Here is a 20,733-nt window from a genome sequence, read left to right on the forward strand (position 1 = left end):
GGGGGGGCACTGCAGTAGCTGAAGTTACAGCTCGAGCTGGACACCAACCTCGATGACCTGATCTGAGGGGATGTCGAAAAACGCTGCGGCATCCATGGCGTTGCGCGCCAGAAAGAGAAAAAGTTGTGAGCGCCAGCGCCACATTTCCGGGTGTTCGCCGATGGAGAGCTTTTCCCGGCCAAGAAAAAAACTGGCCTCTTTCATGTCCAAATTCAGCCCCTTGCTGCTGGCCAGGGCGAAAATGGTGTCGATCTTTGGCTCTTCCATGAAGCCGTAGTGGGCAATGATCCGATACAGTCCGGCGCCCAGCTTTTCGGCTTCGATTTTCTCGAAATTCGGGACTCGGGGGATTTCTTCGGTGCGGATATTGAGAAAAACCACCTCGGAGTGCAGAATCTTGTTGTGCTTCAGATTGTGCATCAGCGCCGCAGGCACGATATCATGGCCTCGGGTCAGGAATACGGCCTGACCGTTGATCCGCTGCGGCGGAGTGCTTATCAGCATTTCTTTGAATTCTTCCAGTTTCGGGGTGAGACTGCGCATCCTGTTGCCAAGAATTTCCCGACCCTGTTCCCAGGTCAGCATCATCAGGAAAAAGAAGCCGCCGATGGCCAGAGCGAACCAGGCGCCATGGAAGATCTTGCTCATGTTTGCCCCGAGGAAGGGGAGATCCACCATGAAGAAAAGGCCGGCAAGCAGTCCGGCTGTCAAGCGGCTCCAGCCCCAGCGTTTGCTGGCGACCACAAAAAAGAGGGTGGAGGTGATCAACATGGTGGCGCTCACCGCCACGCCATAGGCGGCGGCCAGTTTGCTTGACGATTGAAAACCCAGGACCAGGCCGATGGTGCACAGCATCAGCGCCCAGTTTACCGGGCCCACATAGATCTGACCTATATGGGAGGATGAAGTGTGGGTGATCCGCAGCCGGGGCAGGTAGCCCAGTTGAATCGCCTGACGGGTGAGGGAAAAAGAACCGGTGATTACAGCCTGGGAGGCGATGATGGTGGCCATGGTGGCCAAGAGGACCATGGGAATCATCGCCCAGTCCGGGACCATGGCGTAGAAGGGGTGATACGCTTCTTCCGGTCTGACAAGCAGCAGGGCGCCCTGGCCAAAATAGTTCAAGACCAACGCTGGGAAGGCAATCAGGAACCAAACCAGTTGGATGGGGCGTTTGCCGAAGTGGCCCATGTCGGCATAGATTGCCTCGGCCCCGGTCACCACAAGAAAAACCGCGCCCAATACGATAAAGCCGTGGATTCGGTTTTCGAGAAGAAAACTGATGCCGTGCCAGGGAAAGACGGCAACAAGAATCCGTGGGCAGCTGACAATCTGGGCAATGCCGAGGGCGGCAAGCATGCAGAACCAGAGGAGCATGATCGGCCCGAACAGGCGACCCACCCTGGCGGTTCCCTTCTTCTGGATCAAAAAAAGCCCGGAGAGAATGAGTATGGTGGCAGGAATAATATAGGGTTCAAAGAACGGAGTAATGTTTTTCACCCCTTCCACGGCGCTTAACACCGAGATGGCCGGGGTGATCATGCCGTCGCCATACATCAGGCAGGCGGCAAAGAGGCCAATGCACACCAGAACCCATTGCGGGGTGTGCCGTTTGAGATTTTTGGGTTTGATCAGGGCGGTCAGGGCCAGAACTCCGCCCTCGCCTTCGTTATCTGCCCGGAGGATGAAGCCGAGATATTTGATGCTGACGATAAGCAGCAAAGCCCAGAAGATGAGGGACAATACGCCGAGGACATTGGCGGAAGTAACCGCGATGCCATACTCGCCGTGAAAACATTCCCGCATGGCATAGAGCGGACTGGTGCCGATATCCCCAAATACAACCCCGAGGGCAGCCAGTGAGAGGGCGCTTAATTGTTTGCCGGACATTTCTGTGGCGGGAGCATTCATTCGGGTATCTTCCTTGGATTTCAATCAGGGCCACTATTTGCGATTATCTAAAAAAGAGCAACAAAAAAACACGGCTTTGCCCCTTCCGCGCTTCTCCGCTGCGGTATTCAATGCTAGTATAATTATGGTGGGTTGTTCACCAGTCGATGTCGGTTTTTTGATTTGGTTGCAGTGGAGTGAAATAGAGGAGCTCATGTCATGTTTGATGGATATACCGCTATCTTAGCGCTTTTTTCTCTTGTGGCAATTGTCAGCTTTTTTCTGCTCAGGGTGAGTAGATCCATGGATCTACGGGAAAAAGAGAATGATGACTGCAAGATGGTTTTTTTTTGGCGGTTTCGTCGCCAGGATGATTTTTTTGTCGTCGATGCAACCGGTAAGACCATCCTCATGCAGGCGGTTGCTCAGGGGTTTGCGGAGGGTATTGATCATGTCCTGGTCAAGGCCAGTGTTGAGGCTGTCAATTCTGCCACGGATGACGGTACCACTGCCCTCCACTGTGCCATTGCCCCCGGCAATCCGGCCATTGTCGCCAGATTGTTGGATTTTGGGGCACAGCCCAATGCCGCTGACCATGACGGCAGAACCCCGCTCTGGCTTGCGGCCCATAAGGAGGATGGTCGGATCGCCGCTCTCCTTCTCGATTACAAGGCGGATCCGAATTGTCGGGTGGGGAAAAACCGTTTGACCCCGCTTATGGTGGCGGCAAAAAATGGCCGGATCGAGGTGGCTAATCTCCTTCTTGATCGTGGCGCGAACCCGCGGCTTGTTTCCGGGGACGGACGGACTGCGGCCCACTTTGCCAGGGAATATTTCAAAGAGAATATGGGTGGCCAGGGCGCGCACAATCAGAAACTCGCGAGAATGGTGTTGCGGCTTGAAGCTGGCCTGAAAAAAAAGGGTTGAAGGCTACGCCTTTTCAGTCGGAGCTCGATTGATATACATACTTGAGCCTCCCTATTTTCGTAAAACGTCTGTTCCGACTTTTTATCTTAAAGCAAAAAAACTTACTCCTCTTCTTTGATAGTTTTTTCTGGTAATCTTTCTGTAACGTTCATAAAAAGCATTGCGCAATGTGCTGATTTTTCAACTATTATTAAATATACATTTGTATTTGTGCCGGTGCGTTGTCTGTGGCCGGAGTATTTCTCCTTGATAAAAGGTGTTTTTTTTGTTATCCGCCTAGTAAATTTATTAATTGTATTCTTAAGCTTTTGCCGTTGGCATTGCCTGGGGCTTCTGTAGCTAATAGAGTAAGATTTACGGCCCATGGTCCGAAAGGTGGTGGGAATGAAAGAACAGAAGCATCGTAAATATTTCCAGTTGGTCCTTGCGCCGCTCGTGCCGCTCGTCGTGATTGGTGGATATTTTTGGCCGTATCTTGGATACATTGGCGTTGTCATGCTGTTGTTCATGCTGACCCTCGCCCTGTTTCGTGGCCGTTATTATTGTGGTTGGTATTGTGCCATGGGCTCTTTTCATGAGCGGATTCTTTCTCTGATCAGTTGCAAAAAGAAGATGCTGCCTGTTTTTAAGGCGCAATGGTTCAGGTGGATTGTTTTTATCCTGATGATGGGGTTGCTGGCCACGAGGCTGATTCTGTCAGGGGGAGATCCGAGAAAGATCGGCGCCACTTTTGTTATGATGTGGAGTATCGCCACCGGTTTGGCCATTGGCATCGGTCTTGTTTGGAAGCCGCGCTCTTGGTGCAGCATCTGTCCCATGGGCATGTTTCAGGGGCTTATTGGCTTGCGGGCCTATCGGTTACAGGTCGGTGAAGGTTGCCGTGAGTGTGGCTTATGTGAGAAGGTCTGTCCCATTGAGACCAATCCCGGCAGCATGCGGGAGCTTGGAATCATCAAAAGTGCCGATTGCCTGCGTTGCGGCAATTGCGTGGTGAATTGTCCTGCCAAGGTCCTTTCATTTACAGCCCGCCCTGCGAGCACCAGTGAGGAGCCGCTTTCCGACAAGGAAAAGGGGGATTGTTGAGCAAGTCTTGATGAACCAGGCGAAAACCCTTGTGTTTTGCGAGTGTTTTTAAAAGAAAACCCGAATCTTTTGTTGACGATTCGGGTTTTTTTTTTAGAGGTGAAATCCAGAAACAAAGGATTACCCCTGGAGAAGGCTCAGGACGTTCTGTTTGTTCATGTTCTTGGCCTGCGCCAGGGCAAAGGTCTTCGCCTCGGTCAGAACCTTCATGGTGGTGAAATTAATGGCTTCTTCCGCCATATTCACATCGGCGGTGGTCGAAGCCGCGGACAACAGGTTGCTGCCTGTGGTCGCCAGATTATTGATGGTGGAGGCAAGCTGTTGCTGGGCGGAGCCGATGTCGCCCCGTGAGGCACCGATCTGATTCAGAGCCGCATCGGCGATCTTGATGGCGGCCTGGGCGTTTTCCCGGCTCAGGACATTCACCTCGGAAAGATTGCCCAGGATTGGACTGCCGAGTTTGTCCGGTGTTGCCGAGGCGATGGACAGCTTGATGGTCTCGCCGCTGTTTGCGCCGGTTTGCACCTCTTTCCCGGTAAAGGAGCCGGAAAGCAATTGTTGCCCGTTGTAGGTGGTATCTTGGGCGATTTTGTTGAGTTGAACCAGGGAATTATTGATGTCGTTCTGCAGGGCCTGGCGGGTTGCCGTGGTCTGGCTGGCGTTTGCGGCCTGCATCGCTTTTTCGCGAATGGATTGTACCAGCGCCGTTGACTGTCCCAGGGCGCTGTCTGCTACTTGTGCCATGGAGATGGCATCGTTGGCATTGCGCAATGCTTGCCCAGTTGCGCGCGTCTGACTGAGCAGGCTGTCGGCGATGGTCATTCCTGCCACATCGTCGGCTGCCTTGTTGATGCGCCGCGCGGAAGCGATCCTTTCCAAGGATGAGGCGAGGTTTTTCTGGCTCCGTCCCAGTTGGTTTACGGCGGAAGAGCTGCTGTCGCTGTTGATCGTGATAGCCATGGGAGACCTCCTTGGTATACCCCTATATTATGCGGATCTGCCGCTGAAAGTCAAGGGCGGATGTCGAAATACATTCGTGAACTTGGGGGGATACGTGTTGTCTGTGTCGCCAGTCGGCCGCAGAGCGTGATGGCGCCACCATGACAGGCTCAATCAGCGGCGGTATCCGAAGACTGCTCTGTCTCGGCCTCTGATGGGAGCTCCTTTTTTTCCAGTAAACTCTGCTTCTTTTCTTCTTTCTTTTTTTTCTTTGCCAACTCTCGCTGCCGTTTTTCGTATTGGTAGTTTGGTTTTGCCAACTTGACACCATTTTTTGAGAAAGGGTTGATCTGTCCTGACTATGAGGGGGCCGTTGCCCGGAGAAACACCCGCAAGGGGGCCGGGTATCCTTCCACGGTCAGGTTTGGGTTATGTGGGTCGAGAAAATCCTCGTAGGATTCAAAGGCCATCCAGGCTGTTTTTCGCTGTTCCTCGCTGCTCATGGGGTGGCTGCAAAAAATCTCCACCTCGCCAAAGCCGGTGCGGAGGAGCCAGTTACGGAGGCAGCTTGCCGTGGGCACGAAATAGGTGCCCGGCACCTTAGCGTAGCGTGCTTCCGGGAAAAGGGCCACCGGATTCTCGCCCGGAATGGCCTGGGATTCTAAAATCAGCACTCCGCCCGGTCGCATGGCTGCCCGGATTTCCCGCAACATCTCAACCGGAGAAATGCGGTGGTAGATGATGCCCATCAGAAACACCACGTCAAAGCAGGAGGGAAAAAGGGGGATATCCTCAACTCCCATCAGCTCGATGAACAGCTCCTCGGCGCCGGCCAGATGGCGAAGCGTTTTAAAACAATAATAATGCTGAAGAAACGGCTCCAGGCCGACAACGCAGCGCGGCTTGTGCGGCAGCATGCGAAACATATAGTAGCCGTTGTTGCAGCCGATGTCGGCAACCACCTTGCCGGTGAGGTCGGGCAGGGCGGGTAGCAATCGGTTCCATTTACGCCAACTCTGCCATTCCGCATCGATTTCAACCCCGAACACATCAAAAGGTCCCTTGCGCCAAGGCATGAAGGCCCGCATGGCGTCGTGCACCAAGTGGCGGTCCGCCTCGCTCAGCTCAGTACCCCGGCCGATGGTTACGGCGTCCTTGCTGAAATCGGTGAATTGCGCCTGCAGATGGTGCAAGGCCTCATAAGGCTCGCGGAAGCGCAGAAACCCCTTCTTGGTCTGGGCCAGGCGGTTGGCGGTTTCTGCTCGCCGGGTAAGGATGGCATCCTTGTCGGCGGTTTTCAGAAGATCAAGATACTCTCTCATGGCCGGGTCTGAAACGATAATTATTTGCCCTTCGGCATTTTGATTTTCTTATCATCCTTGAGCTCTTTGTTCTCGCGAAAGAGCAGGAAGGTTTTGCCGATGATCTGGGCAATTCGGCTTCTGGTTTTCTTGGCCAGCAGTTCGGCCGCCTCTTCCCTGGCATAGGGGCAGCCGTCCTGTATCTTGACCTTGACCAATTCGTGTGCGGCAAGCACTGCTTCCAGCGCGGCGGTGAGATTGTCGGTTACGCCATCCTTACCGATCATGACAAGGGGGGAAAGATGGTGTCCCAGGCCGCGCAGATGACGGGCTTCTTTGCCCAACAGGTAGAGAGATTTGCTCATGGTGTTTTCCTAAGCAGTTGTAATTAATATGATATCGTCGTCCGGATACCGGAGACGGCTTAAGGGGGCGTAACGAATGCTCAATATTGGAGATCTTTTCTCGTAACGGCTCCTAAAAGAGGTTGGAGATAATTTTGGAGCCGCCGACCCACATGCCGGCCACCGCGCCAATGCTTGGCAGCATAAAGGCGAGAAAGAGACGCAACAGCCGGTTGCGCCACCAGCCGCTGAAGCTTGTCATGTCCTGGAGTACCGTTTCAAACTCGATAACCAGCGGCGGCTGGACCATGACCTGGATAAAGGCCGTGAGATGTCCCACGCCGAGCACCGGCAAGAGGGTGGTGATGGGGGCTCCGACAAAAGCGCCAAGGATGGTTAAGGGATGAGCCAATGCCAGGATGGCGCCTATGGCGGCGGGAAGGCCGGTGGCGATAATCCAGAAGAGCACATTGTCGCCGGCCACAGCCGCGCCTTTGGTAAAGGCGATCAAGACCATTGCTGCCACGATGATGGCGGGAATGGCCCAGCCCACCACCTTCCAGATCGGGGATACCGGCGGGATCCGGTTGATCCCTTCCATCCGGTCGCTGCGGTCCTCGCCCAGCGCTTCTTTGATTCCGGCCACATGTCCCGCCCCAACAACGGCGACCAGGCGCTTGCCTTCGGCTTCCTTGATCTTTTCGGCCAGGTAGGTGTCCCGTTCGTCAATGAGCACCCGCTTGAGCTCCGGCATGGCCTGGCCCAGTTCGTTGAGCAGTTCGGAAAGAACATCGGTCTCTTTCAGCTCGCGCAGCTTATCCTCGGTGATTTCGGTCTCTTCAAACATGCTGGTGAGAATGGTCGCCAGCAGATAGTTCTTGCGCCAGAACGAGGTGGAATTCCAGGCCCGGCGCAGGGTGACCCGCACGTCCCGGTCACAAAGGGCCACGGCGATCCCGTATTTCTCCGCCTCCTGCACAGCCTCCAGCAATTCGGTGCCGGGTTTGACCCCCATTTGGTCCCCGAGCCTTTTCTGGTATGAGGCCAGGATCATGTTGATCAGCAGGGTGGCGAGCTGTTTCTTGCGGATGATCTCCCGCAGATCGAGAAGCTCCCAAGTCTTACGTTTAGCCAGGGCCTCGTAGCGTTTCTCGTCGAGCTCCACGCAGACGCAGTCCGGCTGTTCCGCGGCAATGACCCGGCGGACCAGTTCCACGGATTCCTTGGAGATATGGGCCGTGCCGATCAGGAATATTTCCCGGTCGCCCAGCCTGAGGCAATGGACGTCCGGGGGATAATTGGGGGCGGAAGCCGCCGTGGGTTCAGTCATGGTTTATGGTCACATTAGAAGCGGTATTGCAGCCCGACATTGAGCAGGTGGGCCGCGGAATTATCGAAGGAGCCGTTGGGTTTCGGCGCTGCATTGGCAACGGTTCGGCTCTCTTTGTCATCATAGAGATAGGCTGCGCCAATCTGGAGCTTGTCGTTGAGCTGGTAACGCGCTCCAATGGAGTAGATTTTTGCGTCGGAGTCGGGCAGCTCGAAGCCGAGGGTCTGGTCGGGGACCGGGTTCTGGTCGATGGCAAACCCAAACATGGCGGTGAGTTTGTCGGTGCATTTATGGGTCACACCAATGCGGTACGCGTTGCTGTTACTCCAGTTTTTTGCCCCGGGGGCATCGAAAAGAGCATAAAGGGTACCATTGATGGTTTGCAACGAGACATCGTAATTAAAATCCAGTTTGTCGTAGGTATTCCAGAATGTTTTGTCGTAGGTGAATTCCACGGTGGTTTTTTCAAAGCTATAGGCGGCCGCCAAGGAGAGGACTGCCGGGGCCGGAACCATGACTTCTGCATAACGGTTGTTGTAAGCCGTGACACCGCCAATGGAGAGTGTAGCATCGCCTTCAATTTCCAGCTCAACCTTAGAGCGATAGGTTGCCGCAAGAGAGAGGTTGGTGACTGGCTTGTAGGTAACGGCAAGGTTGTAGCCGTAGTCAGTGCCGGTGCCTTCGAGATCTCTGGCTGCATAACCGACTGCCGGCATGGTATCGGTGCTTTTTACTTTGCCTTCGCTGTAAATTGCGCGAACCCCGGCGGCAACGGAAAGCTTGTTGTTCACCTGATAGGAAAGACTGGGGTTGAGCTCGTAGGTCTTCAGGGTGAATTCTTCGGCCGATACGCGGGGAAAGGGGGCATCCCACCGTTTCGACAGTCCGTATGGATAGATCAAGGAGAGGCCCAGGCGAAAGTTGTTATAGCGGGGAGAAACAAGGTGGAATTCCGGCAGGACAAAGTTCTCTGTTCTGGAACTGCCGCTTTGCGTAACGGAATTGTTGTCGGTATAGTCAATGCTCGCCAGATTGATGTACGTGAGGCTGAATTCGGAATGCCACCCATCCTCAAGCCAGCTCATGTTGGCGGGATTGAAATAGCTGGCGTCTGCCCCAGGGGTGTTCGCCACATAAGCGTTACTCAGGGCCACCGAGTTTGTGGACTGCTCAGGGATCCGATAGCCCGAGGCAAAGGCGGGGCCAGCGGCCAGTATTCCGCTCAGGGCGACAACGGCGATTTTCTTTTTCATCTCCTCTCTCCTTTTTTCCTGCGCATCAGATCTGGGGGGTGCTGGTGTAGAGATAGCGTTTTATTTTATGGGTCGCGGTTTTGGTGAATGCTTCGCGGTGTTCTCTTACTTGGGCAAGCTGGGCATACTGGGGGAGCTGTTGGTTCACCTGCCTTTTGACCTCCGCCAGAATCTCGGCGATATGGGCCAGTTGCCGGGCTTGGTTCTTGCCTTGGGTTTCTTTGTCGATCAGCTCGTAATCAAGATAGACTAAGGCTTCCAATCGGTTGTTGCGCTCGCGCACCAGCGATTCCACCACATGCTGGTAGGCGTTGATCTTTTCTTCGATGGCTTCAGGGTAGATATTTTCCCCGTGGGAAAGGACAATCACGCTTTTGGATCGGCCCTTGATGACCAGATTGCCCTGCGGGTCCAGAAAGCCGAGATCGCCGGTGGCCAACCAACCATCAGGGCCAAGGACTTCTTTGGTTGCCTCCGGATTGTCGCGGTACCCCCGCATCACGTTGGGGCCCTTGATTTGGATTTCGCCCAAGCCCGTTTCGGGGTGGGGATTACTGATCCTGACCTTTACATCTTGCACCGGTTTTCCTGACGATCCTAAGGCAATGCTTGGATCGCCGTATGGTCCGGCACTGACCAACGGTGATGCTTCGGTCAGACCGTAGCCGACCAAGTATGGAAAGTCTGCCTCGGCAAGGAATCGTTCCACCTCAAGGTTGAGGGCGGCTCCGCCGATGGCGACAAACTTCAGCTTGCCCCCGAAAAATATTCCCAGTTTCCGGCCGATGTTTTGCAGGATCTTTTGGCGGACGAGAGGCAGCTTCATGGCTGCCCGCATGAAAACATTGGCGCTGATGGCAGGGAGTACCTTTTTTTTGTAAATCTTTTCCATGACCATGGGTACCATGCACATGATGGATGGGTGTTCATGTTTGCAAATTCTTTCAAGGACGGTCGGGGTCGGAGTTTTGCCTGCGTAGACGATACGGCAGCCCGTGGCCAGAGGCACCAGGAAACTGATGGTGAACTCATAGGCATGGGACATGGGCAGGATCGAGAGAAAGGTCCAGCCCTGCACCGGTTCGTCGGGAAAGATGGACAAGGTGGAACGAACATTGCTGATAAAGTTTTTATGGCTCAGCATCACTGCCTTGGCGTGGCCCGAGGTGCCGGAGGTGTAGATGATAGAGGCGATGTCTTCTGGGGCGGCCAGGTCCGTTGCAAGGGCTTTTTGCTTTTCCGGAAGCTCCTTGGCTTGGAGGAGAAATCGGTTGAAGGGAAGGGTGAGCAAGAGGTTGTTCGGGTCTACCGTATCATCCAGGGTGATTACGGTTTTGAGCTTGTTGCCGGAAAGTTCATAGAGCTTTTCCATCTGCCGCTGGGTGGTGAAAAGGATTGTTGCCCCGACCTCATTTAAGATGTGCTTGACGTCGGCTTCTGGGAAGTCTGGGAGAATCGGGACAGCGATTGCTCCAAGGCGGATAATGCCAAAATACGCCATGCCCCACTGGGGGGAATTGTCGGCAAGAATCGCCACCCGGTCGCCTTTTTTGATGCCGCGCTCTTTGAGCAGCGCAGCGACGTCCAGAGCTATATTGTGGAACTCCCCGTAAAGCGTGGGCGGTTGGAAGGCGAAACCAGCCGCAGGCAGATCGCGGAAGGCTTGGGAGCTTTCTTCAAAGAGCAGGTTTAAGGTTGTTATGGTGGTTGAGATCATAGTCGCACGGCAGTAAATTTTTCCAGAGTCTGATACAGGCGCTGTATCTCTACAGGTTTGCTCAGATATTCGTCCATGCCGGCTTCAAGGCATTTTTCTCGGTCACCCTTGATGGCGTTGGCGGTGAGGGCGATAATAGGCAGGTCAAGGTGCAGGGTCTGGCGGATGGCTCTGGTCGCAGCGAGACCGTCCATTTTTGGCATCATGACATCCATCAACACTGCGTCATAGGTTTTGCCTTGCAGGGCGATAAGCGCCTCATGACCGTTGCCCGCTATATCAACTAGAATGCCGGCTCTTGTCAAGAGTTGACTTGTCACCATCTGGTTTACCGGGTCGTCCTCGACAACCAGCACCTGTTTGCCGACCAGGGTTTCGAACTGTTTTTTGTCCTTTTTCGCAGCAAGAGAAAGAGCACTGGCAGGAATGGTGTTTTTTGTTGTCCCGAGGCAGGAGATAACTGCTTCGTAGAGGTAGGATTGTTTGAGCGGCTTGCTCAGGAGGATAACTCCGGGAGAGGTTTTGCTGTTTTCCAGGGTGCTTTCCGTGTCGGCTTCGGTTTGAGCCAGGATTATGACTGGAGTCAGCCGATCGCTCGCTTGGTTGGCCGCACGATCTGCCAGGAAATGGGGCAGGTCGAGGCCGGTCAGGGAGCTGTCGAGTACAAGGAGTGCATGTTCTTCATGGAGCAGTCCAGCAATGGCAAGAGGGAAGGCGTTGGCTTCCGAAGGCGGCAGGGTCTCAGCCAGACAGCCAAAGCCGGCAAGTGTCTCCAGTAAGGTTTCCCGCAGGGCCGGATGCTCTGTCGCCACCAGAACTTTAGGGGGGAAAGGCGAGGCAGGAAGGATGAGGGGATGTTGTGTCTCGGGAGGTTGCAACTGCACTTTGATGGTGAAATAAAATATGCTGCCTTTTCCCGGCTCGCTTTCGGCGTTGATTTCTCCTCCCATGAGGGTAACAAGCTGTCTGCTGATGGCAAGGCCAAGGCCGGTGCCTCCGTAAAGTCTGGAGGTTGAACTGTCTGCCTGGGTATATTCGCTGAAGAGTTTTCTTATTTGGTCATGGTTAATCCCGCTTCCTGTATCCCGTACGGAAAAATAGAGAACGGCATCGTTATGATGCTGTTGTTCACAGAGCGCCGTGATGGCGACCTCGCCTTTATCCGTAAACTTGATAGCATTGTTGACAAGGTTGATCAGGATTTGCCGCAGGCGGAGGGGGTCTCCCATCATGGCGCAGGGTATGTCGGTATGCACGTTGATCAGCAATTCAAGGCCCTTGTCTGCGGCCTGCTTGCCGAACAGGTCGGTAAGGCTTTCCACCGTTTCCCGGAGATCAAAATTGGTGCACTCGAGATCCAGGCGCCCGGCTTCAATTTTTGAAAAATCAAGGATGTCGTTGATCAGGGTAATAAGCGATTTGCCGGAGTCCTGAATAATGGTGAGATACTGGCGCATTTTTGTTGTTTCGGCATTTTTGGCCGCCATGTTTGCCATGCCGAGAATGGCGTTCATCGGGGTGCGGATCTCATGGCTCATGGAGGCGAGAAACTGGGACTTTGCCTTGCTGGCAGCTTCTGCACGTGCTTCTGCTTTTTGGCGTTCCCGGGCTTCTCTGGCGAGGTGTTCGTTGACCCTGCTCAAATCCGCAGTGCGTTCGTCAACCAGCACCTCCAGCGATTGTTTAAACAGCTCCAGATCCCGGAAGGATTTTTCCAGTTCGCCATGGGCCTCTTCGAGCTCTCTGGCGTAGACGGTCTGGAGTTGTTCCTTTTCCTGTTTCATCAGCTGGAAACGATCGGCAAGGCCCATGGATAAAAGGGTGACCTCCCATGCCGACCCAAGCTGGATGCCCCAATGGGTAATGAAGATGTGGGGCAAGATGCCAAAACTTTTCAGGGCATATACCGTTACCCCCAACATGGAAACGGACCAGGCAAGGAAATAATAGCGGGCCGGGCGATAGCCTTTGATCATGCAGATAAACCCCGTAATGATCAGGACAACGACGGTGAGGCTCATCAGGGTAGCCAGGCGGATGCTCAGATTGTAACCGACCCAAAAGGCCAGAATGCAGCCGAGGAGGGAAAGGAAAAGACCTATCTTGAGCGTGGTGTCAAGGCGGGGGACATTTTTTGCAGTGTCGAGAATGTTGCGGGTGAACTGGATGGCGAAGATGTAGGTGAGGAAGATGAACAGGGGCGTGCAGTTATTGGCCCACCAGATCTGGTTGGGCCAAAAATATTGGAACGCCATGCCATTGAGGCTCAACTGGAACAACATGTAAGTAAAGACAAAAAGGACGTAGTAGAGATAGGTGTTGTCCTTGAGGCCAAGATAGAGGAAAAAATTGTAGATCATCATGACCAGCAGGATGCCGTAATAGATGCCGAGCAGGGTCTGTTCCATGCTGATTTCCTCGGCCAGGCAGGCAGAGGAATGCAGTTCGAGCGGGAGGTTCAGGGAGCTTGTTGTCTCACAGCGGAGGTACAGGGTTTTCTCTTCGTCGGCGGCAAGCCTGATCGGGAAAATGTTGTTTTTATGCTGGATGCTCCGGTGTTTGAAGGGAAAGCTGTCGCCGCCTTTGAGAACGGTGAAGTTGCCCGAGCCAGTGGGGGTGTATAGATCGATATGGTCAAGGAGGGGGTATTTTACCTCGAGAAAGTAGTCCGCGGAATCCTGGCGGGAGTTTTTCAAGGTAAAACGCGCCCAAACAGCCGAGGTGGTAAAGCCGAAACTGGGAGTGACTGCGGCGGAAGGGGTAAACCGAGTCTCGGTGTGTCGGGTAATGATGTCGGCGATGGTAAGATTTCTGCTGGGATCTTCCAGGAGTTCTATATGTTTTGCCAGGGAAAATGAGGCATGTTCGGGAGAAAGAATCACCGGCACCGGCATAGCCCGGACCATGGTCGGGATTGCGATAAGGCAAAAAAAAGCGAAACCTTGGAGGCCGCGTCTTACTATTGCTCCGGCGTGCATCAATGGATTAAATCCCTGCATGACAGCATAATTATTGATCTTGTATTTCTTCGATCCAAGAGAGAGAATAGTAAATACATTCAGTATAAACATGAAAAACAAGGCGAAAACAATATCTTTGTCTTGTTTTATCAGTTGGTTGATGAAGATCAATCTCTCCGGAATCGGGAGGGAATGGTGATATCCTTAGGAATCAGCTTACGGTCAAAGGGGAATTGATCCGCAGGGAGTCGGCTGGAGAGGGATGAAATAATTGTAACTGTATTGTGCTGCAAAGTGCGAGGGCTTTGCTCAGCGGTAAGGCTTTTGTTTAGGATAAGGTGCTTTAAGGGGTAAGTCGATGCGCAAGGCGCATCGACTGTTGTCCGGTTTAAGTCCAAGGCAGGAGGTGAAATAATGGGAAAAAAGATCGCAGTCGTTGCCGTAGTGGCGGTATTTTTGGCATTGCTCTCACAGGGGCTGGTATTTGCCGGAGAGACAACCTACCGTTTTGATCCGCAGAGCCAGTCCAGTCGAGCCATGGAGTATAAAAATACCTGGGCGGGGTATAAGTTGTATCAAAGTAGTTGCAAAAGTTGCCACTACAGGGGGAATGATAAGGGCGCCTCGTTCCTGGAGACAGACTCGCGGACCATGCAGGGCTGGAATAAGGTCTTTTACAAGAAAAATGTGCCATGCGCCAAGGATGGCTCCTGGGCCAAGTTATCCCCGGAAGATTTAGTGGTTATTAACGACTATCTGTATACCAAGGCATATGATACCTGGGATCCCAGGTCCAATAAAAGCTGTGGCTGATAAGCCCTGGCTGCTCCCGGTCCGGGAGCAATAAGAATTAGATCCTGGTAAAGTTCCAGCGCAGCGGCTGGCCGTTTTTGTATGGAAGATGGCCATGGAAGATGCGGGGGTCGGAGTCAAAAACCAGAGGCAGGAAATACCGGTCCCCTTCCCACATCGGCAGGAGATCCAGTTGAGCAATGGGGTGCCAGGCGAGCACCCCTTCTTCATTTTCAGTAAAGGGTGTGCCGTGGAAGCGGTCGATCCGGAAGATAAACCCGAGCCAGTCCTCCCCGTGCGGACCAAAACCGGTCCAGTTGATGGTTCCGCGCAGCAGGGTTTCTTCACAATCGATTCCCGCTTCTTCCTTGATTTCTCGGGTGAGGCAGGTGAGAACATCCTCGTCCGGGTGCATTTTCCCGCCCAGGCCGTTGTACTTGCCCAGGTGGGTATCCGCCGCACGGGCATTGCGATGGACAAGAAGGGTCTGGGTTCGGTCTGGAGAAAGAATGTAGCCAAGGGTTCCGATGATGGGAGTGTAGGGCATGTCCGTCCTGTTGTCGGGAATAGTGCGAAGTATTGAAAAAATATTTCACCCTTTCAAAATCAGGCATGATTCTATACCATGATTCCATGTAGGGAAAGAGGTGCGGAGCCGTGGTACAGTCCACAGCTCTTGCCTTAAAATATCGGGGCGAAAATGGCAATCCTTATTGTTGATGATATTCCGGTAAACCTGATGCTGCTTGAGGAGATGCTCCAGCAGGAGGGGTATGCGGATATTTATTGTCTCAGAAGCGGGCAGGAAGCCCTGGAGATGCTGGCGACAACCGAGACATCGGGTGCGGAGGAGAAAAGAATCGATCTCATCCTCATGGACGTCATGATGCCGGGCATGGACGGGATAGAGACCTGTAAACGGATCAAGGCGCAGGATGGGCTGCGGGATATCCCGGTGATCATGGTCACGGTCCGAGATGATGATGAGGCCCTAGCCCAGGCGTTCGCCATGGGCGCCACCGATTATATCATCAAGCCGGTCAAGGAACTCGAGCTGCTGGCCAGGGTGCGCGCCGCGCTTAAGTTGAAGCATGAAACCGATCGACGCAAGGCGCGGGAACAGGAGCTGGTCGAGCTTACCCGCCAGCTGGATACGATGAACCGTCGTTTGATGCACATGGTGCCGAGAGACAGCCTGACCGAGGTGGGCAACCGTCGTTATTTTGATGAAATCCTGGGCCGGGAATGGAATCGGGCCAGGCGGGAGTCGGTTCCTCTTTCGCTCTTCATCGTGGACCTGGACGATTTTAAGCGGTTTAACGAAACCCATGGCCGGGAGAAGGGTGATGCCTGCCTGCGGAAGGTGGCTGATGGCCTGAGCTCTGTCCTCAAGCGGGCCGGGGACACCGTGGTTCGCTATGGCGGAGAGGAGTTTGCCGCTATTTTACCCAATACCCCGAATGGTGGCGCCCAGACCGTGGCTCTCGAGTTCATGGAGTATATGGCCACCCTGAACAGCAGGGATGCCGGAGCGGAAACACCCGGGGAACCCCTGACGCTGAGTATCGGCCTGGCAACCGCCGAGCCTTGTCGCGGGTCGGATGTGCAGAGTTTGATAGCTGCCGCGGAAGGAGCATTGTATCTGGCCAAAGGTGATGGGGGCAACCGGATCAAGGTGGCCTTTGATTGCCAGTAATCCATAATAACTGTTGGTGTGAGTGAGGAGGATGAACATGAAACAATGCAGCCTGAATGATTTTATGGAAGAACTGAAACCCTGGCTCGATAAGAGCCACATTCGAAGCGCCGAGTTGAGTGGTGGAGATCAGTTGACCATCTATTTCTTGGATGGGATGAAAAACGTGTATCAGATTGATGATTGTAATGAAAAACAGATCAGGGAAGTTGTCAGCGATTTGAAGAAGAAAGGGATAACGGTACAGGAATAATTTTTGAGGAAGACCTGGCTCAGGGATTCAGCCGTACTCCTGTTCTTTGGGCAAAGTTTAAATATGCGGTAGGGGCAGCATCGGACAAAAGTTTCATGGTCCATGATCTGGTGGGGATATGACTGAGGAAACGGCGGCAGAGACGCAGAAGCAGTTTCTCATTCTCAAGAACGCGGTTGAAAATACCAACGAGGCTTTTGTCACCATTGATGAAAACTCCACGGTGATCTTTTTCAACAGGGCGGCAGAGAGGATGTTCGGGTATGAGCGGGCGGAGATTGTCGGCCACGATCTGGGTAAAATCCTGACCGATATGTGTAGGGCAGGGCATGAGCTGGCCGTGGCCAAATATATCCGAACCGGTCGGGCAACCTTGATCGGGCACGAGACCGAACTGGTGGTGGCCCGGAAAAACGGCGAAACCTTTCCTGCTACCATCTCTTTTTCCGTGGCGGATATCGAGGGTGCGCTTTATTTTACCGGTCTGGTCAGGGATCTCTCCGATACCAAGATCCTGGAGGACCGTCTGGCTCAGAACGAGCGGCTCGCCGCGTTGGGGCAAACAGTCGCCGAGATCAATCATGAAATAAAAAATCCCCTCATTATGATTGGCGGGTTTGCCCGGCAGCTCTTGAAAAAAGCAACGGTGGAGAACGATCGGGCGAAGCTGACCATCATCGTTGATGAAGTCACCCGCCTGGAACATCTCCTTGCCGGGCTAAAAGAACTGTATCGGCCCCCGCAACTCAATCTTGCCGGCATCTCCCTCAATGAGCTGCTGGCCGAGGTCGTTGATCTGGCGCATTCTTATTCCGGCGGCAAGGGGATTGATATTCGGCTTGCGGTCAGCGACGATGTTGTCGTCGAGGTGGACCGGGAGAAGATAAAGCAGGTGCTCCTGAACCTGGTGAAGAATGGGATTGAAGCGACACCGCCGGGGGGAGAGATTGTGGTCAGCACCAGGGTGCAGGAGCTTCTGGTGGAGGTTGAGGTCACGGACACCGGGGAGGGGATTTCCGAGGAAATTAAGAAAAGGATATTCCTGCCTTTTTTCACCACCAAAGAACAGGGGACCGGCTTAGGCCTTTGTATCTCCAAAAGGATTATCGAGGATCACCCCGGTTGTTCCTTCCAGTTGGACAGTGAGGAAGGCAAGGGCACTGTCGCCACCATCGGTTTCCGTCGCAGCAAGGGTTGAAGGTCGATTCAGGCCGGTAGCCCCTTGAGGATCAATTCGCGTTCCCGCTCGCGGATGTACCGCGCCAATTCATCTTCTTCCCTGCCTTTGCTTCGGAAGGCAACCCCGTAACAGACCATGCCCAGCTGCCGGTCATGGAAGGTCCGGACAATGTCTCCTTGAGAAATTTTTTTCTGTTGCCAACCCGTCAGAATATCTTTTCCTTCCCCGGCCGGAATTGACAGAGCTATGTCCTGGATGTCGGTTTGCGGTAATACCATCGGTCTTTTGGAAAAAAAGAGCATGCCGGTAGCGCTGATATTTTTCAGGGTCAGGCCGGTGTGCAGATTGTTGTTGCTCCGAAAGGAAACATGGCAGCCAGAGGGAACATCGACCCGGTAACGGGCCCGGCGCTGCAAGCGGAAAATCTCTCCAGGCAGGGAGGATTGTAAGGTGTCCGCAGATTCAGACAGGATGTGTACATCAAAATGGTTGGCAAGCTTTGCCTTGTCTTTAAAACTAAGACGGATCTTTTGGCAAGATTGCCAGTCGCGCGGTTTATCGATGAGCAACCCCTGATCGTTGGTGCCGATCAGGATGGCGGGTCCGGACTGATACCCCTTGCCGGCAAGAAAGATCGGCACATGTCCGGCCACGAGCCGTGCGATGGTTCGGTCGATAAGTTCGCTTGAGATGGAGGATTCATAATCTGCGCCAATATCGAGCCAGCCCGGAACGGGGAGTGTTTTTTTCATGATCTCGGAACGAGTCCCTTGAACGAATTAATATGCAAAAGACCTTACGCCGAACGGTACAGGCAGGCAATAAGGGGGGCTCTGTATTTTTTTACGAAGGGAGTCAGGGTGCGATGCCAACGCGGTTTCGGCCGGCTTTCTTGGCTTCGAGCATTGCGGCATCGGCTTGGTTGATAATAACGGACCGATCAGGTTGGGGAACGGTGGTCTCGGGTGAGTAGCACGCCACGCCAAAGGTGGCAGTGATCCGGATCTGCGGGTGGTCGGCAATGCTGGTTTGGTGCTCGATGGCTTGCCGCAACCGCTCCGCCAGGGCGGTCGCCTGTTCTCGTTCGGTTTCCGGTAAAATCATGAGAAATTCTTCCCCGCCGTAACGGCCAAGAATGTCGGTCAGGCGGCATTGCCCTTGCGCGGTGGTGCTGATGGTTTTGAGGACCTCATCGCCTGCTTCATGGCCATACGTGTCATTTATTTCTTTGAAGTGGTCTGCATCAAAAAAGATACAGGAAAGGGGATGGCGGTAACGGGTGGCGCGTTCGATTTCCTCTGCGAGCCGATTGAGCAGAAAACGGCGGTTTTTCAGTTTGGTCAGTTCGTCGGTTGTCGCCATCTCCCGGATAGTTTCTTCCGCAGCAGCCAGTTTTTTCTTGAGAGAGCCAACCAGGCTGAAAACGATTCCCAGTAAAGAAGCAAGCGTTACCGTGAACAGCAGGGCAAGAAGCAATTTATTCAGCACCAAGGCCCGTTCCATCTTCTCAATATTGAAGCGGATGCTGATGCCGCCACGGACATCGCCAATTCGGTATCCTTGGTCAGCATGGCAGGAAAGGCATGATTCTTCAACGAAGAGCGGTGCCATATACCTGTAATAGGTGGCGTTCCCGTTCTTTTCCTTGAGGATCGTCTCGGATTTCCCTTGGGCAAAACTCAGGAGCGCTTGGCGCTCAAAGGTGTCCGGCGCATTGCCGGGATTGAGTGGCCTGAGGCTGGTGATGTGGAACTGGAACGCGCCTTCTTTGTCGGCGATTTCCGAGATCTCCCGGGTCATCAGGGCGGGGTTTTTCTTGGTATAGGTCTTGCCGTTACTGGCGGTGATATCGGGGCTCTGGAGGTAGGGGTTGGACACCATGCCCGGTGTTTTTTCGACAAAGACACCGCCGTGCAGGGCATTCCATTTCCGGGTGATGATAATGCTGTTGAAAAGCGCCTGCGCCCGCCCCTTGAGCTCTTGATCGAGGGCCTTCTGGTGATTGAGGTAGATACCGGTGAAAAGTGCGGAAATAAACAGCAGGATGACCATGCTGATATTGACGGCAAACCGTTTCAGATGGGCACGATGATCTGATTTGGATGGGAGCATAGTGTGTCTGTATATCCGAGAAAGAGACAGGGGGGCAATAAGGAGTACTCTGTATTTTCTTCTCAGTCAGGGAGCTGGACAGCGCAAACTTGTAGCGTGTCGAGGATCGCATGGGCTTGCTCTTTAAGTCGGATTTGCGGTCAAGATGGCAGTATGCTTCCGGAGGATTCGCCTGCGGGAAGCTCGGAGTAAGCGGTCACCTTGTTGCGGCCTGCTTCCTTGGCCCGATACAGGGCTTGGTCGGCAAAGGTCAGCAGCTCTTCCGGCTTTTTCGGGGAGTGGGCCCGGTTCGAGGCCAGACCAATACTGATGGTGACCCGCATGGCAAGCCCCTTGTCTTGATGGGTATATTCTTGGGCTCGGGCGCGGATCCGTTCGGCAATGCGGGTGGCGCCTTCCAGGTCGGTGTTGGGCAGGAGGATGGCAAACTCTTCTCCACCATAGCGGGCTACGATATCTGTGGTGCGGGCCTCGTGGAGGATCTGTTCCGCAGTGCCTTTCAGGACCAGATCGCCGAAGGGGTGGCCGCAGGTATCGTTGACCTCCTTGAAAAGGTCGAGGTCGAGCATCATACAGGACAACTCCGTCCGGTACCGTTGGGAGAGAAGGAATTCATGGCGGAGCATTTCTTGGAAGTACCGGTGATTGTAGAGCCCGGTCAGGCTGTCGCGGCTGGACTGTTCGCGGAGGGTTTTGTTGAGGAGGCTGAGCTCATGGGCGACCTTGGTCATGCGATTGGCGTGGGAAATGAGCAGGCTGAGCAGGAGGGCGGTGATGGTCGCGGTTAGCCCGCCCACCAGGAGATGTTCCGGGTCAAAATAGGGGATTTCCGGGTGCAGAAAAGAATCGATGACCGGACTGATGTTGGCCATGAGCAGGATAATGGCCAGATAGATCAGGGCTCGGATCATCTGTTGGCGCATGCTTTTTCTCCCGTTTCCTGAAAGATTCAAAAC

Annotated in this window: 18 protein-coding genes; 6 read left to right on the forward strand and 12 right to left on the reverse strand. The window is 53.9% G+C overall.

The window, feature by feature from the left end:
* Nucleotides 1-24: 24 nt before the first annotated feature.
* Nucleotides 25-1,911 carry a potassium transporter Kup gene (locus OLX77_RS09090; RefSeq protein WP_307633281.1) on the reverse strand — a complete coding sequence of 629 codons (1,887 nt, stop codon included), beginning with the start codon at nt 1,909-1,911 and terminating at the stop codon, nt 25-27.
* Between the two features lie 198 nt (nt 1,912-2,109).
* Here OLX77_RS09090 and OLX77_RS09095 point away from each other — a divergent pair, with 198 nt between their 5' ends.
* Both OLX77_RS09095 and OLX77_RS09100 read left to right on the forward strand, forming a co-directional pair.
* A complete protein-coding gene (locus OLX77_RS09095) occupies nt 2,110-2,817 on the forward strand; it encodes an ankyrin repeat domain-containing protein (RefSeq protein WP_307633282.1) in 708 nt (235 codons plus the stop codon).
* Nucleotides 2,818-3,201: 384 nt separating this feature from the next.
* A complete protein-coding gene (locus OLX77_RS09100) occupies nt 3,202-3,900 on the forward strand; it encodes a 4Fe-4S binding protein (protein WP_307633283.1) in 699 nt (232 codons plus the stop codon).
* Nucleotides 3,901-4,020: 120 nt separating this feature from the next.
* Here OLX77_RS09100 and OLX77_RS09105 read toward each other — a convergent pair whose 3' ends face one another.
* The 7 genes from OLX77_RS09105 to OLX77_RS09135 all read right to left on the reverse strand — a co-directional run bounded on the left by OLX77_RS09105 (nt 4,021) and on the right by OLX77_RS09135 (nt 13,690).
* Nucleotides 4,021-4,860 carry a flagellin N-terminal helical domain-containing protein gene (locus tag OLX77_RS09105; RefSeq protein WP_307633284.1) on the reverse strand — a complete coding sequence of 280 codons (840 nt, stop codon included), beginning with the start codon at nt 4,858-4,860 and terminating at the stop codon, nt 4,021-4,023.
* 338 nt (nt 4,861-5,198) lie between these two features.
* Nucleotides 5,199-6,161 carry a tRNA 5-methoxyuridine(34)/uridine 5-oxyacetic acid(34) synthase CmoB gene (gene cmoB, locus OLX77_RS09110; protein WP_307633285.1) on the reverse strand — a complete coding sequence of 321 codons (963 nt, stop codon included), beginning with the start codon at nt 6,159-6,161 and terminating at the stop codon, nt 5,199-5,201.
* Nucleotides 6,162-6,181: 20 nt separating this feature from the next.
* A complete protein-coding gene (gene yhbY / locus OLX77_RS09115; RefSeq protein ID WP_307633286.1) occupies nt 6,182-6,505 on the reverse strand; it encodes a ribosome assembly RNA-binding protein YhbY in 324 nt (107 codons plus the stop codon).
* A 112-nt stretch (nt 6,506-6,617) separates the two neighbouring features.
* The gene (locus OLX77_RS09120) at nt 6,618-7,814 is read right to left on the reverse strand and encodes a TraB/GumN family protein (RefSeq protein WP_307633287.1); all 1,197 of its coding nucleotides are present in this window, start codon (nt 7,812-7,814) and stop codon (nt 6,618-6,620) included.
* Nucleotides 7,815-7,828: 14 nt separating this feature from the next.
* Nucleotides 7,829-9,067 (reverse strand): OmpP1/FadL family transporter, encoded by a 1,239-nt coding sequence (locus OLX77_RS09125; protein ID WP_307633288.1) that lies wholly within the window; start codon nt 9,065-9,067, stop codon nt 7,829-7,831.
* Nucleotides 9,068-9,092: 25 nt separating this feature from the next.
* Nucleotides 9,093-10,784, reverse strand: coding sequence for an AMP-binding protein (locus OLX77_RS09130; RefSeq protein WP_307633289.1), 1,692 nt, complete (start codon nt 10,782-10,784; stop codon nt 9,093-9,095).
* Entirely contained in the window at nt 10,781-13,690 is a 2,910-nt protein-coding gene (locus OLX77_RS09135; protein WP_307633290.1) for a hybrid sensor histidine kinase/response regulator, read from the reverse strand. Before OLX77_RS09135 ends, OLX77_RS09130 begins: the two co-directional genes overlap by 4 nt.
* Nucleotides 13,691-14,158: 468 nt before the next feature.
* Between OLX77_RS09135 and OLX77_RS09140 the strand changes: the two genes are divergently transcribed.
* A complete protein-coding gene (locus OLX77_RS09140) occupies nt 14,159-14,557 on the forward strand; it encodes a hypothetical protein (RefSeq protein WP_307633291.1) in 399 nt (132 codons plus the stop codon).
* A 37-nt stretch (nt 14,558-14,594) separates the two neighbouring features.
* Here the strand turns inward: OLX77_RS09140 and OLX77_RS09145 are convergent, their stop codons facing one another.
* Nucleotides 14,595-15,083, reverse strand: coding sequence for an NUDIX hydrolase (locus OLX77_RS09145; RefSeq protein WP_307633292.1), 489 nt, complete (start codon nt 15,081-15,083; stop codon nt 14,595-14,597).
* A 153-nt stretch (nt 15,084-15,236) separates the two neighbouring features.
* Between OLX77_RS09145 and OLX77_RS09150 the strand changes: the two genes are divergently transcribed.
* The 3 genes from OLX77_RS09150 (at nt 15,237) to OLX77_RS09160 (ending at nt 17,683) form a co-directional block, all read left to right on the forward strand.
* Nucleotides 15,237-16,232 carry a diguanylate cyclase domain-containing protein gene (locus OLX77_RS09150; protein WP_307633293.1) on the forward strand — a complete coding sequence of 332 codons (996 nt, stop codon included), beginning with the start codon at nt 15,237-15,239 and terminating at the stop codon, nt 16,230-16,232.
* 37 nt (nt 16,233-16,269) lie between these two features.
* Nucleotides 16,270-16,485: a hypothetical protein gene (locus tag OLX77_RS09155; protein ID WP_307633294.1), complete on the forward strand. Its 216-nt coding sequence runs from the start codon at nt 16,270-16,272 to the stop codon at nt 16,483-16,485.
* Between the two features lie 118 nt (nt 16,486-16,603).
* Nucleotides 16,604-17,683 carry a two-component system sensor histidine kinase NtrB gene (locus OLX77_RS09160; protein WP_307633295.1) on the forward strand — a complete coding sequence of 360 codons (1,080 nt, stop codon included), beginning with the start codon at nt 16,604-16,606 and terminating at the stop codon, nt 17,681-17,683.
* A gap of 8 nt (nt 17,684-17,691) precedes the next feature.
* Here the strand turns inward: OLX77_RS09160 and OLX77_RS09165 are convergent, their stop codons facing one another.
* From OLX77_RS09165 to OLX77_RS09175, 3 genes are all read right to left on the reverse strand, one after another.
* Nucleotides 17,692-18,417, reverse strand: a complete 726-nt coding sequence (locus tag OLX77_RS09165; RefSeq protein ID WP_307633296.1) for a PilZ domain-containing protein — start codon at nt 18,415-18,417, stop codon at nt 17,692-17,694.
* A 103-nt stretch (nt 18,418-18,520) separates the two neighbouring features.
* Nucleotides 18,521-19,777, reverse strand: coding sequence for a diguanylate cyclase (locus OLX77_RS09170; RefSeq protein WP_307633297.1), 1,257 nt, complete (start codon nt 19,775-19,777; stop codon nt 18,521-18,523).
* 140 nt (nt 19,778-19,917) lie between these two features.
* Nucleotides 19,918-20,700 carry a GGDEF domain-containing protein gene (locus OLX77_RS09175; RefSeq protein ID WP_307633298.1) on the reverse strand — a complete coding sequence of 261 codons (783 nt, stop codon included), beginning with the start codon at nt 20,698-20,700 and terminating at the stop codon, nt 19,918-19,920.
* Between the last annotated feature and the right edge of the window lie 33 nt (nt 20,701-20,733).

The organism is Thiovibrio frasassiensis, assembly GCF_029607905.1.
GTDB classification, from domain to species: Bacteria; Desulfobacterota; Desulfobulbia; order Desulfobulbales; family Desulfurivibrionaceae; genus Thiovibrio; species Thiovibrio frasassiensis.

Bases quoted from the DNA above. Each gene is read 5' to 3' on its own strand.
- OLX77_RS09090 (WP_307633281.1), bottom strand. From the start codon at position 1,911: ATGAATGCTCCCGCCACAGAAATGTCCGGCAAACAATTAAGCGCCCTC.
- OLX77_RS09095 (WP_307633282.1), top strand. From the start codon at position 2,110: ATGTTTGATGGATATACCGCTATCTTAGCGCTTTTTTCTCTTGTGGCA.
- OLX77_RS09100 (WP_307633283.1), top strand. From the start codon at position 3,202: ATGAAAGAACAGAAGCATCGTAAATATTTCCAGTTGGTCCTTGCGCCG.
- OLX77_RS09105 (WP_307633284.1), bottom strand. From the start codon at position 4,860: ATGGCTATCACGATCAACAGCGACAGCAGCTCTTCCGCCGTAAACCAA.
- cmoB (WP_307633285.1), bottom strand. From the start codon at position 6,161: ATGAGAGAGTATCTTGATCTTCTGAAAACCGCCGACAAGGATGCCATC.
- yhbY (WP_307633286.1), bottom strand. From the start codon at position 6,505: ATGAGCAAATCTCTCTACCTGTTGGGCAAAGAAGCCCGTCATCTGCGC.
- OLX77_RS09120 (WP_307633287.1), bottom strand. From the start codon at position 7,814: ATGACTGAACCCACGGCGGCTTCCGCCCCCAATTATCCCCCGGACGTC.
- OLX77_RS09125 (WP_307633288.1), bottom strand. From the start codon at position 9,067: ATGAAAAAGAAAATCGCCGTTGTCGCCCTGAGCGGAATACTGGCCGCT.
- OLX77_RS09130 (WP_307633289.1), bottom strand. From the start codon at position 10,784: ATGATCTCAACCACCATAACAACCTTAAACCTGCTCTTTGAAGAAAGC.
- OLX77_RS09135 (WP_307633290.1), bottom strand. From the start codon at position 13,690: ATGGTCCGGGCTATGCCGGTGCCGGTGATTCTTTCTCCCGAACATGCC.
- OLX77_RS09140 (WP_307633291.1), top strand. From the start codon at position 14,159: ATGGGAAAAAAGATCGCAGTCGTTGCCGTAGTGGCGGTATTTTTGGCA.
- OLX77_RS09145 (WP_307633292.1), bottom strand. From the start codon at position 15,083: ATGCCCTACACTCCCATCATCGGAACCCTTGGCTACATTCTTTCTCCA.
- OLX77_RS09150 (WP_307633293.1), top strand. From the start codon at position 15,237: ATGGCAATCCTTATTGTTGATGATATTCCGGTAAACCTGATGCTGCTT.
- OLX77_RS09155 (WP_307633294.1), top strand. From the start codon at position 16,270: ATGAAACAATGCAGCCTGAATGATTTTATGGAAGAACTGAAACCCTGG.
- OLX77_RS09160 (WP_307633295.1), top strand. From the start codon at position 16,604: ATGACTGAGGAAACGGCGGCAGAGACGCAGAAGCAGTTTCTCATTCTC.
- OLX77_RS09165 (WP_307633296.1), bottom strand. From the start codon at position 18,417: ATGAAAAAAACACTCCCCGTTCCGGGCTGGCTCGATATTGGCGCAGAT.
- OLX77_RS09170 (WP_307633297.1), bottom strand. From the start codon at position 19,777: ATGCTCCCATCCAAATCAGATCATCGTGCCCATCTGAAACGGTTTGCC.
- OLX77_RS09175 (WP_307633298.1), bottom strand. From the start codon at position 20,700: ATGCGCCAACAGATGATCCGAGCCCTGATCTATCTGGCCATTATCCTG.